This window comes from Acinetobacter sp. PW68 (genome assembly GCF_020982655.1).
GTDB classification, from domain to species: domain Bacteria; phylum Pseudomonadota; class Gammaproteobacteria; order Pseudomonadales; family Moraxellaceae; genus Acinetobacter; species Acinetobacter towneri_A.
Genome location: NZ_JAHZSX010000001.1, coordinates 1,281,210 through 1,294,235, shown reverse-complemented (window position 1 = coordinate 1,294,235; position 13,026 = coordinate 1,281,210). Strand labels below are relative to the sequence as shown.

Below are 13,026 nucleotides of genomic sequence, written 5' to 3'. Positions count from 1 at the left end.
CGTCAGTCTTATTGCAACCTTTCAAGATTAAGCCATGTTTATGACAAAATGTCGATAAAACCAACATTCACATCTTTTCTATCATAAAAAAGCGCCTAGTTCTAGGCGCTTAAAAGATCAACTGATTTGATGTTTGGCTTCGGTGGCCTGTATCTGTCGATGTTCTTCATTTAAGTAATCATCAGACTGCATTTCCAATAAACGTGAACGCGTGCGTTCAATTTCAAATGCCAGTTTTTCGCCCTGATAAATTTCAATAATCGAATCTTCAGAAGTCAGTAATAACTTTACACCACGATCATAAAATTCATCGACCAAATAAATAAAACGACGTGTTCCTTCAGATAAGAAGTCGGTTAAATGTGGCACATTGCTCACCAAAACCGTATTGTAGATGTTGGCAATTTCAATAAAGTCTGCAGGACTACGCGGTTTAAAGCACAGTTCTGAAAATTCACACCACAAGACATCTTCAGTATGAGCAATTGTTTCAACAATACGCTGGTTGATAATAATTGGCTCAGAAGAATAATGTTGAGTATTACTCAAAGCACTGAAACGCTGTGCCATCCAGTTTTGATTATCGTGTGTTAAAGGCGATTTAAATAATTGCGCCTGTTTCAAAACACGTAAGCGATAATCTACACCAGCATCGACATTTAGCACTTGGCAATGTTTTTTGACCATTTCAATGGTTGGAATAAAACGATCTCGATGGATACCATTTTTATATAAACCGTCTGGCGCGATGTTAGAGGTTGCCACTAAAGTGATACCTCGATGGAATAATTTCTGGAACAATTCACTCAGAATCATCGCATCTGTCACGTTAGATACGAAAAATTCATCAAAACAAATCACCACAGCATCTTTATAAATTTGGTCTGCAACAGAATCGAGCGGATTACGCTGCCCTGAAAGTTTATTCAGTTCACGATGCACATGCTGCATAAAGTGATGAAAGTGCATACGTGTTTTACGTCTAAATGGAATCGAGTCGTAAAACTGATCCATAAGCCATGTTTTACCACGCCCCACACCACCCCACATATAAACACCCTGTGGTGCTGTCTGGCGGCGGAAACGTCGGAACGCTTTTTTTGATGCTTTATAGCGTTGAATTAATTCCTGCCACACACGCTCAAGTTCGTGTACAGCCTGTGCCTGCGCATCATCTGGCATAAATTGTCCAGAGGCTAAAGCTTGTGCATAACGCTCAGCAGGCGATAATGGAGTAAAGGCTGTAGTTTGTGGTGAATTAAAATCAGACATATTCATCAGTACTTATTGGGGCTTTTAGATTATAACGAAGATCGAATCGGGTGATATAGCACTTTCGCATAGTTTGCAAAATACTTAGGCTATTTCGTATATTGGCGTGGACTTTGTCCAAACCATCGCTTAAAGGCATGGTTAAATGCGGCGGGTTCTGAATAACCAAGTAACTCTGCAATCATTTCAATTGAATATTCCTGATATTCAATTAATCTCAATGCTTTATCTTTGATGAGATCTTCACGAATTTGTTTATAACTGGTGTTCTGTTGTTGCAGTTGATGGCGCAATGTCCGTTCCGGAATTTGCAAAGCATGAGCTGTTTCTGCCATGCTTGGCATACTGCCCTGTTGTAATTCCAAATAATCTTTTACGCGCTGTACCACCGAAGGCGTATCATCTTCAAGTTTAAGTCGCTCTAACTCAATTATACACTTGGCTTCATAACTGCTAAAAGTGACTGCATCGGCAGATGGAATACGTGCGGTGAGTACAGCATCATCAAACCAAAATGCTGCTTGTGGTTGATTAAAAACAATATCTTGACCGTAATAATCATAAAAAGTTTGTAAAACTTCACTTTGCTGCGGCTGTGCAAATGGCAATTCTATGCGAATACGTGGCGCACTCATCCCCATCATTTTATATAGGTCTTGAATAAATTTGAAGGTGCCTGAAATTTCACACTGTGCGCGCAACAAACCTAAATTATTGTGTAAATCATTGGGTTGATAACACAATGCCACGTGTGGCTTGCTATGTTGTAAACTCAGTTTACCGCTTAAATGCGTCAATCCCTGATATTGAATCCCTTTTTTTAGTGCAGTGGCAATATCTGGACTGGTTACCAATAACATCAATAAAGGGCCATAACCTGCCAAAGCATAATGCTGTCCAATAAACAGCCCCATTTCAGGTTCAACATCTGCACCAATAACGTTTAAAATATCCCACTCCAGACTTGGATGAATCACCGAACTGGTGTCAAGCGCATCTGCATGCAAGCCGATACTTTCCAATTTTGCATCGACATCAACGCCTGCTTTACGCATGCCTTGTATTAAATACATCAAGCCAAGTATGGATCTTTTCATAAAATGAACAGTGTGACACGGAATATCCTTTTTACCCGATTCGTCCACAGATAGAAATTGCCGAAAATATCAATTTTTATGTCAGCACGATCATGTTCGCGCATGCTGGCTTATTCTATCCTGACATTGACAAACCTAAGTTAAATAGACCTGAGTCAAACAAACTCAAGTCAAACAAAATAAATATAAGGATACCTTCATGCAGGATGCAGCAGCACATTATCAAGTCGCAATTATTGGTGCAGGCTTTGGTGGATTGGCCATGGCGATTCGACTATTACAACGCAATATTCATAACTTTGTGATTTTAGAAAAGACTAATGAAGTGGGTGGAACTTGGCGTGAAAATCAATACCCAGGTGCGGCTTGTGATGTACAGTCGCATCTGTATTCATTGTCCTTTGCACCCAAAACTGACTGGTCAAAACGTTATGCCGAAGCGCCAGAAATTTTTCAGTATATTCAAGATGTGGTGCAACAGTTTAATCTTCGTGAATATTGCCAATTTAACAGTGAAGTGGTGCATACCGAATACCATGAAAAAGACTGTGCGTGGCACATTGCTTTAAAAGATGGCAAACAATTAAGTTGCCAATATTTAATCTTTGCTTCTGGTCCACTGCATGTACCGCAAATCCCTCACATTCAAGGGATTGAAAAGTTTCAGGGCAAGGTTTTTCATTCTTCGCAATGGGATCATCAATACAACTTAAACGGCAAAGTGGTGGCCTCTATTGGCACAGGCGGTAGCGCCATTCAATATATTCCCGAAATTGCACCCACAGTCAAACAATTGTATGTGATGCAACGGACCGCAGCTTGGGTTATTCCAAGGGATGAACGTAAATATTTAGCTTTAGAGAAAAAAATCTTTCAACGACTGGACTGGTTTAGAAAGCTGCATCGCGCTCGTTTATATTGGTCAAATGAATCACGCGCAATTCCAATCATGCAACCTAGCGTGATGAAATATACCCAAAAACTGGCACAAGCATTTATTCGTTTTCAAGTCAAAGACAAGCAATTGGCACAAAAACTCACCCCTGACTACATTATGGGATGTAAACGTATTTTAGTGTCCAATAAATACTTCCCGACTTTTAACTGTGACAATGTCGAATTAGTGACTGATGCAATACAGGAATTGACCGCAGACAGTATCATCACCAAAGATGGTAAAATGCGAAAAATTGATTGTCTGATTTATGGCACAGGCTTTATTACCGATCCGCGTATCTATATACAGCCATTTAGCTGCATTGGTGAACATGGCGTTGAATTAAAACAGGCATGGAAAGATGGCGCAGAAAGCTATTACGGCATTAGCCACAAAGGTTTTCCGAACCTGTTTCAGTTGCTTGGGCCAAATACAGTTTTGGCGCATAACTCGGTTATTTTTATGATCGAATCGCAAGTCGATTACATTCTGCAAATGATGGATTTAGTGTCACAATCACAGAGCAATGCAATTGTAGTGAAAGATCAAGTACAAGATCAATTTAACCACGATGTGCAAGATATGCTGAATAACACAGTTTGGCAATCAGGATGTGTAAGTTGGTATCAACAAGAAGGTGGAAAAAACTTTGCCCTTTGGCCAACCTATACTTGGAAATATTGGCTAAAAACCAAGTCGCTGCATCCTAGTGATTTTAGATTAATCAGCAAAGCGGTATAAATTTCCGCTTTTAAAAGCAAACTGGCATAATCAACAGGTTTTTATCCTCCTCCTACCTGTTGATCTCATGCAATCTCTTTGGCTGATTTTTCAATTACTCTGCTGTTTATGCCTTGGCTTTGTACTGGCAAAACGCCTTCCACGAATAATCGAAAAAATTGCGTTTAAACTGCTTCCATATTTTAGCTATATCCTGCTGATTGCAATTGCGATGGAATTTTCGCACACGCTCAGTTCACTACAACAACCATCCTATATTCTCATGACCGCTTTACAGATTGCTTTTGCTACTTCAATCGGTGCTTTTCTGTGTTGCTATTTGCTTTACAAAGGTTTGGTGCTGCAAGCAACGAAAGGCAAAGTTTCATTACAATTGTTGATTCAATCATGCATCAATATCAGCTATGCATTTTTTGCACTATTAGCAGGCTACTTGCTCCATCTAGTTTTCAGTTTTATGGAGTTCCAAGTTCAGATCAACACTTGGTATTTGCTGTTGCTGTTTATGTGGATGATTGGACTCGATCTTGCTTATTCGCCTTTAGATCGATCTTGGCTGAATTGGAAAATTTTAATGGTGCCCGTAGGCTGTATTTTCGGTTCAGTTGCTGGGGTACTACTTTGCGCACTTTGGCTCCCCATCACTCTACAAGACTTGCTTATGCTCTCACAAGGTTATGGATTTTATTCCATGAGCGGGATTGTCGTGTCTGAACTACGCAATGCCGAACTGGGTAGTATCGCCTTGATGAATGATTTATTCAGAGAGATTTTTGCGATATTGCTGATGTATATCTTGGGATGGCGTTATCCACGTGCTGCAATTTCTGCTGCAGGCGCAACTGCAATGGATGTTACTTTGCCCATGGTCAAACAAGCCTGTGGCAACGATTATATTCCGCATGCCATGGTTAGTGGATTTGTATTGTCAATCCTTGCACCCATTGCTGTAAGTGTGTTGGCAGTGATTTAACAAGAATCAACAATTGTTCTGTTTCACTCTGAGAGAAAGTTAGTGAGAAGATTTACATAACTGTCCTCTCTCCCTCTGGCAGAGAGATTGAGAGGATTTATCTCCCTTTGAAAAGAGTTACAGATGTTAAATTTAAAGCGTCACTAAAATATCTTTCAAAGTCTGACGCGGATTTTCAGATTTTGTAATTGGCCGACCAATGACCAAATGCGTAGAACCATCTAGCATGGCTTGTTTTGGAGTCACAATACGTTTTTGATCATCAGCATTTGAACCTTCAGGACGAATCCCTGGGGTCACTAAGGCGAAATCTTGTCCTAAAGTTTCACGTAGCATTTTGGCTTCTTGTGCAGAACACACCACACCATCTAAACCACTTTCTTGAGTGAGTTTGGCTAAACGCTGAACTTGTTCAAACGGCTCAATATCTAAACCTAAATCTTTTAAATCCTCATGTCCCATAGAAGTGAGCACTGTCACCGCAATCAGTTGGGTCTGATAATTCCCTGCTTTTAAACGCTCCACACAGGTTTCCATCATTTTTCGACCACCTGAAGCATGCACGTTGACCATCCACACACCCAAGTCTGCTGCAGCACATACTGCCTGAGCTGTGGTGTTTGGAATATCGTGAAATTTCAAATCCAGAAAAACTTCAAAACCTTTGTCATGTAAGGCTTTCACGACGGTTGGACCTTCATGGGTAAATAACTCTTTACCAACTTTTACTCGACATAATTCAGGGTCTAATTGTTCTGCAATGGTTAAGGCGTCATATTGGCTTTTAGCATCGAGGGCAACAATGATACTCAAGAGAATTACCTATGGATTTGACAAAGAGTCACTATTATAAAGTGATTCGTGCCACGCAGATAGTCAAAAGAAAGCTTATCGCTCATCGCAACAATATGCTCAACGATACACATAAAAAAACACCCCAAAAAGAACCTTGAGGTGTTGATGATCAATTCGCTCAACAGAGTAATTTAAAGTGCATTAGAAGAACGATCCTCAGTATGCACATCTAATACCGTTTTTTCATGACGAGTATGCGCAGCAGCTTCAGCAGCAGCAAGTTGAGCTGCATGAATTTGCTCTTTACGCAGATATTCAATATCTTTACGTAGTCGCTTAATTTCCCAGCTATTTTGGAATACACGAAATACTTGCACGCCCAACAATAACCCTAGCACCAAACCGAGCGCCAATGTAATCAGAAGCAATAAACCCAAACGCATTGCAGGCACTTGAGTAAATAACAGGTCTACTGAAAGTTCAGTGCCGTTTTGCAAAACCAATGCCAGAGAATATCCAAACAGAATAACTAAAATAGCGACGAGAACGTAACGCATAAACACCCCTAGGAATTTTATTTATTTACAGACTCGTTTACTGCATCACGTAGTGCTTTACCTGGTTTAAAATGCGGTACAGCTTTAGCAGCAACCTCTACAGACTTACCTGTTTTTGGGTTACGACCTACACGTGGTTCACGGTGATGCAATGCAAAACTACCGAATCCACGAATTTCAATTCGGTTATCTGCCGATAGTGATGCAATCATTTGATCTATCATTATCTTAACAGCTTCTTCCACCAATGGCTCAGCCAGATGTGGATTTTTCAAAGCAATTCGTTCTATCAAGTCAGACTTATTAAGTGCTTCAATAGTCATCTGCGACCTCTTTAATTATCAAGCTACTTTTACCTAAAACTGATAATAACCTGTTTAAATACAAAACGGTAGCGTAATAATTGAATACTACGCTACCGTTTACAGTATTTGTGTAAAAAGTATTAGTTAATTTACATTAACAATACAGTTTACCCGCAACTTAGTTGCCCATTTGAGCTTTGATCAAATCACCAATAGTCTTAGGACCATTGTCTTGACCGCTAGCTGCTGTTTTCAAGTTAGCAACTGCTTCTTTCTCTTCAGCTTCGTCTTTCGCTTTGATAGACAAGTTGATAGAGCGAGATTTACGATCTACGTTGATGATTTTCGCTTCAACTTCTTGACCAACTTCTAAGAACTTAGTTGCATCTTCAACGCGATCACGGTTGATTTCAGATGCTTTAAGAGTTGCTTCAACTTCGTCAGCTAACTTAACAGTTGCGCCACGAGCGTCAACAGCAGTTACTGTACCTTTAACCAAAGCACCACGTTCGTTAGCAGCTAAGAAATCGTTGAATGGATCACTGTTCAATTGCTTGATACCAAGGCTGATACGGTTGCCTTCAGCGTCTACAGAAAGGATAACTGCTTCAACAGTGTCACCTTTCTTGTAACGACGGATAGCTTCTTCGCCTTGCTCGTTCCAAGAAATGTCAGACAAGTGAACTAGACCATCGATACCGCCTGGTAAACCGATGAAGATACCGAAGTCAGTGATTGACTTGATAGTACCTGAAACTTTTTCACCTTTGTCGTGGTTCTTAGCAAACTCTTCCCATGGGTTAGCACGAGTTTGTTTGATACCAAGAGAAATACGACGACGCTCTTCGTCAACTTCAAGAACCATAACATCAACTTCATCACCAATCTGAACAACTTTAGATGGGTGGATGTTTTTGTTTGTGTGGTCCATTTCTGAAACGTGAACTAAACCTTCAACGCCTTCAGCGATTTCTGCGAAACAGCCGTAGTCAGTTAAGTTAGTTACGCGAGCTTTAACGATAGAACCTTTAGGATAACGGCTCATGATCGCTAACCATGGATCTTCGCCTAATTGCTTAAGACCTAAAGATACGCGGTTACGCTCTTTGTCAAATTTAAGTACTTTAACAGTAACTTCTTGACCCACTTCAACCACTTCTGATGGATGCTTGATACGTTTCCAAGCCATGTCAGTGATGTGAAGAAGACCATCAATACCGCCAAGGTCAACGAATGCACCGTAGTCAGTAAGGTTCTTGATTGTACCAGTAACAGTTTGACCTTCTTCAAGCTGAGCAAGAAGTGCTTCACGGTCAGCTGAAGATTCAGCTTCCATCACTGCACGACGAGATACAACAACGTTGTTACGTTTAGCATCAAGTTTGATAACTTTGAACTCTAACTCTTTGCCTTCAAGGTGAGTTGTGTCACGGATAGGACGAGTGTCTACCAAAGAACCTGGTAAGAACGCACGAACTGGACCGATGTCTACAGTGAAACCGCCTTTAACTTTACCAGAGATAACACCAGTAACGATTTCGCCGTCTTCAAAGATTTTTTCAAGTTTAGTCCAAGTTTCAGCACGTTTTGCTTTTTCACGTGATAAAACAGTTTGGCCCATACCGTTGTCAAGTGCTTCAACAACAACATCAACGGTGTCACCAACTTGAACTTCAAGTTCGCGTTGTTCGTTTAAGAATTCAGCGCGGTCTACAACGCCTTCTGATTTAAGGCCAGTATCAACTGTTACCCAGTCAGAGTCGATGCTTACTACAACGCCTTGGATGACAGCACCCTTTTCAACGTTAAGGTTTAATTCGCTTTCTTCAAAGAGGGCTGCAAAAGATTCGGTCATGATATACCTGATAAAGTCAGCGGTCTTGGATCAGACAAGGCCGGTTTAGTTAAGCGTCTACATAGTCCGTATAAAACTGATCAAGCTATGCGTTCGCTGAATATATTGGGTTCGCGCCTATTAAGCGCGGCTAATACCAAGCTTCTGATCGACATAAGTCGTCATTAATGCAAATACTTCATCAATGTTCAGTTCAGAACTATCAATGATGTAAGCATCATCTGCCGGCTTAAGCGGAGCAACAGTGCGCTCCATGTCACGTTTATCGCGAGCTTGGATATTCGCTAAAATGTCGCTTATTTTAGCATCCAGCCCCATACCCTGCAACTGTTTTACACGTCTTTGTGCACGTGACTCTGCCGAAGCCGTTAAATAGATTTTGGCTTGCGCTGCAGGAAAAATACTGGTTGCCATATCTCGCCCATCTGCCACCAAGCCTGGCGCTTGGGCAAAAGCGTGCTGGCGGGCAAGCAATGCACTTCTTAGTTCTGGCACAGCTGCCACTTTAGAAGCATACTCACCTACACGTTCAGTACGAATAGTTTGGCTAACATCTTCACCATCTAGTAGCACTTGAGTTGCGTCTGATTGGGTTACGAATTGAATATTTAAGTGCGTTGCGATGTTAATGCACGCTTGCAACTCTGTATCTAAACGATCTAACAGATTTTGCTTATGCAAAGCCAAACCAAGCAAACGATACAAAGCGCCTGAATCAAGTAAATGAAATTGATAATGTGCTGCCAGTTTTGCAGCTAAGGTACCCTTACCTGAGCCACTTGGGCCATCTATGGTAATAATTTGAACGGTCATGATGTTTCCGTAATGATTTAGAGAGATTTGGCCAGTTTAGACAAGCCAATTTTAATTGCAGTTTTTAGCTGAGCCAAAATAGCCTTACTCACAAATGGCACACGAGTTTGCAACTCAATGCTGTAGGTCACCAAAGTTTTATTATCAGCCATATCCTGAAATTCAATTACCCCCAAATGATGTTTGATCAATGGGTTTTTAATGATTTTATATTCAATACGCTGATTCGGTTCGAGCAAAGTAATTTGCTCCTGCAAAGGCTTAATTGGCCCAATACCCATGCGACGTACAGAACCTACTCCATCAGGGCGCTCAGGATCAGCTGAATCTTTCACACGTACTACCTGCATAGGCGCAAAGGCAATGTTATATGTCGCATGTTTAGACAGTAATTCAAAAACCTGCGACACAGGCGCATTAAATTCTTTTTTGATTTGAATGGCATTCATGGTAAGACCTGAGAATAAATTATTAAATGATCTGTCATTCAGTTTAACGCAAATCAGCAGTAAAACTCAGGTTTGCTTTTGATCATCTAGGTCATTTATTAGCTGTTGCTGCTTTTGTTGTTTCTTTTGTGCACGACGCATTTTAAAAAAATCACTTAACTGACTCGAGCATTGTTGCTCTAAACAACCTGATTGATATTCAAAAATATGATTGTAATAACCCGATTCTAAAAGCTTTCTGGCACTGATTAATGAACCCGCTTTGGGTTCTGTCGCGCCAAACACTACCCGTTTAATTCGCGCATGAATCAATGCCCCCACACACATGGTGCAAGGCTCTAAGGTGACATATAAGGTTGCGTCTTCAGGTAAACGATAGTTTTTAATATTGGCGCAAGCAGCACGAATAGCCACAATTTCAGCATGTGCAGTTGCATCATGTAAAGAAATAGGTGCGTTATAGCCCGCACCGATTACTTGATTTTGACTCACAATCACTGCACCCACAGGAATTTCTCCCTGTGCCGCAGCCAATGCAGCCTGCGCATAAGCAAGCTGCATCCAATCTTCATCACTATAGTGTTGTTCTGACATTCAAAATAACAGCGAAATAGAATGAAAAATTAAATAATTTCGTATTGCTTTAACAATTCATTCCAGCTTTCAATAGTGGTCACAGGTGGATTATCTACAAAAATATTTTTGAGATTAATCTTGCCGTTTTGTTGCCATGCAGGTGCCAAGTCTTTATCAACTAAACGCGCACGCACACCTTCTACAAAATCTGCGTGACGGATTTTCCAGTCGGAAATTTGAGTTTCAAGTTCAAAAACTTCATTCCAAGAATGAACTTGCTTGCCCCATTGCCATAACAACCAAGTTAAAGCCGCTGTGGTTGGTGAACCTTTTTGTAGATTTTCGCTGGCTTGGCGCAACCAGTCACTACGCGCATCACTCAAACCAATAATCGACTCGTAATCACTTTCAAAACTCACACCACGGCACACGCTTTGAATCACATCCAAAGAGTTTTGTAACGGACCCGGCCCTACAGGACGATGCATACTGTTCAAGGTGTCATCAATGGCTCGAAAATCCCCTGCAGGGTAATGATTCCAATCAATATTAATGACTTTTTCTAAGACTGTAGCACGTGGTGCATCACAAATATGCGTTGCCCAACCAATACCATAAGCACCCGCTGCAGTCATGATTGAACCTGTTAAACCAGTGAACAAACCAATCGCACCACGGTCTGCCAAGAAACGGGTTGCACCTACATCTGGGTATAAACCAATATTAATTTCTGGCATAGCTAAACGCGAATAAGGTGTCACCAAACGAAATGGTGCAGCCATAAATAGACCTAAACCACCACCCATGACATAACCTTCACCCCACACTAAAACAGGCTTAGCATAGTTATGTAGCAACAAGTCCAACGCATATTCTTGTTCAAAGAACTTATTTGCAGTTGCAACTTCATCATTAATGACAAGCTGACGTAACTTGCGCACATCACCACCTGCACAAAATGCTTTTGGTGTGGTCGAATCAAGCCAAATAGCTTTTACGCTATCGTCTGTATGGAAGTCTTGGAATACTGCCAATAATGCAGAAACAATAGATTCATCTAAAGCATGTAAAGATTTTGGGCGATTCAAACGAACAATGCGCCAACCATTATTTGCTTCTTCGACAATTAAATCCGGATGATATTCTTTAGAAATGGGAGAATGTGTCATGCGTCCAGCTGCCAGTTTATAGGCTCAATGCCATTTTGTTTAAGATAATTATTAGATTTTGAAAATACTTTACATCCAAAGAAACCCCCACGGTTTGCTGCCAATGGTGATGGATGCGCTGCCTTCAAAATCAGATGTTTATTTGGATCTATACGTTGTCCTTTACGTTGTGCATATGCGCCCCACAAAATAAACACAATATGCTCACGTTGTTGATTTAACACATCAATCACATGATCTGTAAAATCTTCCCAACCCTGCTTTTGGTGCGAGGTCGGTTGTCCTGCCTCTACAGTTAACACGCTGTTGAGCAGCAATACCCCTTGCTCTGCCCAATGCGTTAAATCACCGTGTCTTGGAATAGGCACACCTAAATCTGTATGTAACTCATGGAAAATATTACGCAAAGATGGAGGTAATGCAACCCCTCTTTGTACAGAAAAGCTAAGTCCATGCGCCTGGTTAGGTCCGTGATAAGGATCTTGCCCAATAATCACGACTTTCACCTGGTTTAAAGGCGTGGTATTTAGAGCATTAAATATCAGTGAACTTGGTGGATAAATCACCTTATTCAGTTGTTTTTCTTGCAACAAAAAATCGCGTAGCGCATCCATTTTTGGACTCAATAAAAATTCGGTTAGATTATATTTCCAACTCTCATCTAACTGAATTTTATTTAAGCTCGCATATTGCTGCTCAGTAAAAGACATACCGCTATCAATCCTTGTTGATGTCTAATGATGTGATTTAAAGTTTAACTTGTAACTCAACATTCGGGTTTTGGAATGTCATCCCCTGTTTTAATTTTTCATACATCTGTGGATCTGACCACTCTATCTGTACTTGCTCAGAAAAATGAATTTGATCAAGACTCAGTAATCCCATCTGTGCATTTTCAATATCTTCCAAAAAGCTTTGTGCATAGCCTGTATCAGTTTCATGCACAATCACCGAATAAACCTCCACATCACCTTCCCCATTTTGTGTGATGGTCGATGCCAAAACTTGCTGCGCCAAATAAAAGAAAATACGTGAAAACTGCTCTGCCGATGGCGATACGGGTAAAGAAACCCAGCGTGCGCTGAATGTTTTGCAGGCTTGAATATATGCAGGATCGTCCTGATCCCAAAAACAAATGGCATGATCGAAGGCATCAAATAATTCTTTGATTACGCCTTTAAGCAAACCAAAGTCATACACCATTTGTCCATGATCAAGTTTTGAAGCTTTCAGTAATAATTCTACTTTATAGCTATGACCATGAATCGAGCGCTTACAGCGGTCTGAAGTACAATTACGCACAATATGCGCATTTTCAAACTTAAATAACTTTCGAATTAACATGGGTCTTAACGTCTTCAAAATATTTGGGGGATATTCTTTTTAATTATAATGCAAAACGTGAACAATAAGCCAATTTTAGCCCGCAGATTGCCAGACAAAAATCGTAATGATCAGTTTCAGTACAGACCTGCAAGGCATTTACA

14 protein-coding genes are annotated in these 13,026 nt (G+C 40.7%); 2 read left to right on the top strand and 12 right to left on the bottom strand.

What is annotated here, in order from left to right; translation table 11 throughout:
* Positions 1-117: 117 nt before the first annotated feature.
* Both zapE and K1T76_RS06175 read right to left on the bottom strand, forming a co-directional pair.
* Positions 118-1,272 carry a cell division protein ZapE gene (zapE, locus tag K1T76_RS06180; RefSeq protein ID WP_230244672.1) on the bottom strand — a complete coding sequence of 385 codons (1,155 nt, stop codon included), beginning with the start codon at positions 1,270-1,272 and terminating at the stop codon, positions 118-120.
* A gap of 89 nt (positions 1,273-1,361) precedes the next feature.
* Positions 1,362-2,369 (bottom strand): AraC family transcriptional regulator, encoded by a 1,008-nt coding sequence (locus K1T76_RS06175; RefSeq protein ID WP_230244670.1) that lies wholly within the window; start codon positions 2,367-2,369, stop codon positions 1,362-1,364.
* A 199-nt stretch (positions 2,370-2,568) separates the two neighbouring features.
* Here K1T76_RS06175 and K1T76_RS06170 point away from each other — a divergent pair, with 199 nt between their 5' ends.
* Positions 2,569-4,047, top strand: a complete 1,479-nt coding sequence (locus K1T76_RS06170; RefSeq protein ID WP_230244668.1) for a flavin-containing monooxygenase — start codon at positions 2,569-2,571, stop codon at positions 4,045-4,047.
* 67 nt (positions 4,048-4,114) lie between these two features.
* Positions 4,115-5,020, top strand: coding sequence for a lysine exporter LysO family protein (locus tag K1T76_RS06165; RefSeq protein WP_230244666.1), 906 nt, complete (start codon positions 4,115-4,117; stop codon positions 5,018-5,020).
* A gap of 132 nt (positions 5,021-5,152) precedes the next feature.
* Here the strand turns inward: K1T76_RS06165 and pyrF are convergent, their stop codons facing one another.
* The 10 genes from pyrF to K1T76_RS06115 form a co-directional block, all read right to left on the bottom strand.
* The gene (gene pyrF, locus K1T76_RS06160) at positions 5,153-5,833 is read right to left on the bottom strand and encodes an orotidine-5'-phosphate decarboxylase (protein WP_230244665.1); all 681 of its coding nucleotides are present in this window, start codon (positions 5,831-5,833) and stop codon (positions 5,153-5,155) included.
* A gap of 173 nt (positions 5,834-6,006) precedes the next feature.
* On the bottom strand, positions 6,007-6,372 hold the full coding sequence (locus tag K1T76_RS06155; RefSeq protein ID WP_004976771.1) for a lipopolysaccharide assembly protein LapA domain-containing protein: 366 nt from the start codon (positions 6,370-6,372) through the stop codon (positions 6,007-6,009).
* Between the two features lie 17 nt (positions 6,373-6,389).
* A complete protein-coding gene (locus tag K1T76_RS06150) occupies positions 6,390-6,695 on the bottom strand; it encodes an integration host factor subunit beta (protein WP_230244663.1) in 306 nt (101 codons plus the stop codon).
* Positions 6,696-6,855: 160 nt separating this feature from the next.
* On the bottom strand, positions 6,856-8,532 hold the full coding sequence (gene rpsA, locus K1T76_RS06145; RefSeq protein ID WP_168419003.1) for a 30S ribosomal protein S1: 1,677 nt from the start codon (positions 8,530-8,532) through the stop codon (positions 6,856-6,858).
* Positions 8,533-8,652: 120 nt separating this feature from the next.
* Positions 8,653-9,345 carry a (d)CMP kinase gene (gene cmk / locus K1T76_RS06140; protein ID WP_230244661.1) on the bottom strand — a complete coding sequence of 231 codons (693 nt, stop codon included), beginning with the start codon at positions 9,343-9,345 and terminating at the stop codon, positions 8,653-8,655.
* Positions 9,346-9,362: 17 nt separating this feature from the next.
* A complete protein-coding gene (locus K1T76_RS06135) occupies positions 9,363-9,794 on the bottom strand; it encodes an SRPBCC family protein (protein WP_168542463.1) in 432 nt (143 codons plus the stop codon).
* 66 nt (positions 9,795-9,860) lie between these two features.
* On the bottom strand, positions 9,861-10,388 hold the full coding sequence (gene tadA / locus K1T76_RS06130) for a tRNA adenosine(34) deaminase TadA (protein ID WP_168460259.1): 528 nt from the start codon (positions 10,386-10,388) through the stop codon (positions 9,861-9,863).
* Positions 10,389-10,417: 29 nt separating this feature from the next.
* Entirely contained in the window at positions 10,418-11,539 is a 1,122-nt protein-coding gene (locus tag K1T76_RS06125) for an enoyl-CoA hydratase/isomerase family protein (RefSeq protein ID WP_230244660.1), read from the bottom strand.
* Complete coding sequence (gene ung / locus K1T76_RS06120) at positions 11,536-12,249, bottom strand: uracil-DNA glycosylase (protein WP_230244658.1); 714 nt, start codon at positions 12,247-12,249, stop codon at positions 11,536-11,538. The genes K1T76_RS06125 and ung overlap by 4 nt, the downstream gene beginning before the upstream one ends.
* Before the next feature lie 37 nt (positions 12,250-12,286).
* On the bottom strand, positions 12,287-12,883 hold the full coding sequence (locus tag K1T76_RS06115; RefSeq protein ID WP_230244656.1) for a 6-pyruvoyl trahydropterin synthase family protein: 597 nt from the start codon (positions 12,881-12,883) through the stop codon (positions 12,287-12,289).
* Between the last annotated feature and the right edge of the window lie 143 nt (positions 12,884-13,026).

What these genes read in the sequence shown, in the direction of transcription:
- rpsA (WP_168419003.1), bottom strand. Translation starts at nt 8,532, where the DNA reads ATGACCGAATCTTTTGCAGCCCTCTTTGAAGAAAGCGAATTAAACCTT.
- K1T76_RS06175 (WP_230244670.1), bottom strand. Translation starts at nt 2,369, where the DNA reads ATGAAAAGATCCATACTTGGCTTGATGTATTTAATACAAGGCATGCGT.
- K1T76_RS06155 (WP_004976771.1), bottom strand. Translation starts at nt 6,372, where the DNA reads ATGCGTTACGTTCTCGTCGCTATTTTAGTTATTCTGTTTGGATATTCT.
- zapE (WP_230244672.1), bottom strand. Translation starts at nt 1,272, where the DNA reads ATGTCTGATTTTAATTCACCACAAACTACAGCCTTTACTCCATTATCG.
- cmk (WP_230244661.1), bottom strand. Translation starts at nt 9,345, where the DNA reads ATGACCGTTCAAATTATTACCATAGATGGCCCAAGTGGCTCAGGTAAG.
- K1T76_RS06135 (WP_168542463.1), bottom strand. Translation starts at nt 9,794, where the DNA reads ATGAATGCCATTCAAATCAAAAAAGAATTTAATGCGCCTGTGTCGCAG.
- K1T76_RS06115 (WP_230244656.1), bottom strand. Translation starts at nt 12,883, where the DNA reads ATGTTAATTCGAAAGTTATTTAAGTTTGAAAATGCGCATATTGTGCGT.
- K1T76_RS06165 (WP_230244666.1), top strand. Translation starts at nt 4,115, where the DNA reads ATGCAATCTCTTTGGCTGATTTTTCAATTACTCTGCTGTTTATGCCTT.
- K1T76_RS06170 (WP_230244668.1), top strand. Translation starts at nt 2,569, where the DNA reads ATGCAGGATGCAGCAGCACATTATCAAGTCGCAATTATTGGTGCAGGC.
- K1T76_RS06150 (WP_230244663.1), bottom strand. Translation starts at nt 6,695, where the DNA reads ATGACTATTGAAGCACTTAATAAGTCTGACTTGATAGAACGAATTGCT.
- ung (WP_230244658.1), bottom strand. Translation starts at nt 12,249, where the DNA reads ATGTCTTTTACTGAGCAGCAATATGCGAGCTTAAATAAAATTCAGTTA.
- K1T76_RS06125 (WP_230244660.1), bottom strand. Translation starts at nt 11,539, where the DNA reads ATGACACATTCTCCCATTTCTAAAGAATATCATCCGGATTTAATTGTC.
- tadA (WP_168460259.1), bottom strand. Translation starts at nt 10,388, where the DNA reads ATGTCAGAACAACACTATAGTGATGAAGATTGGATGCAGCTTGCTTAT.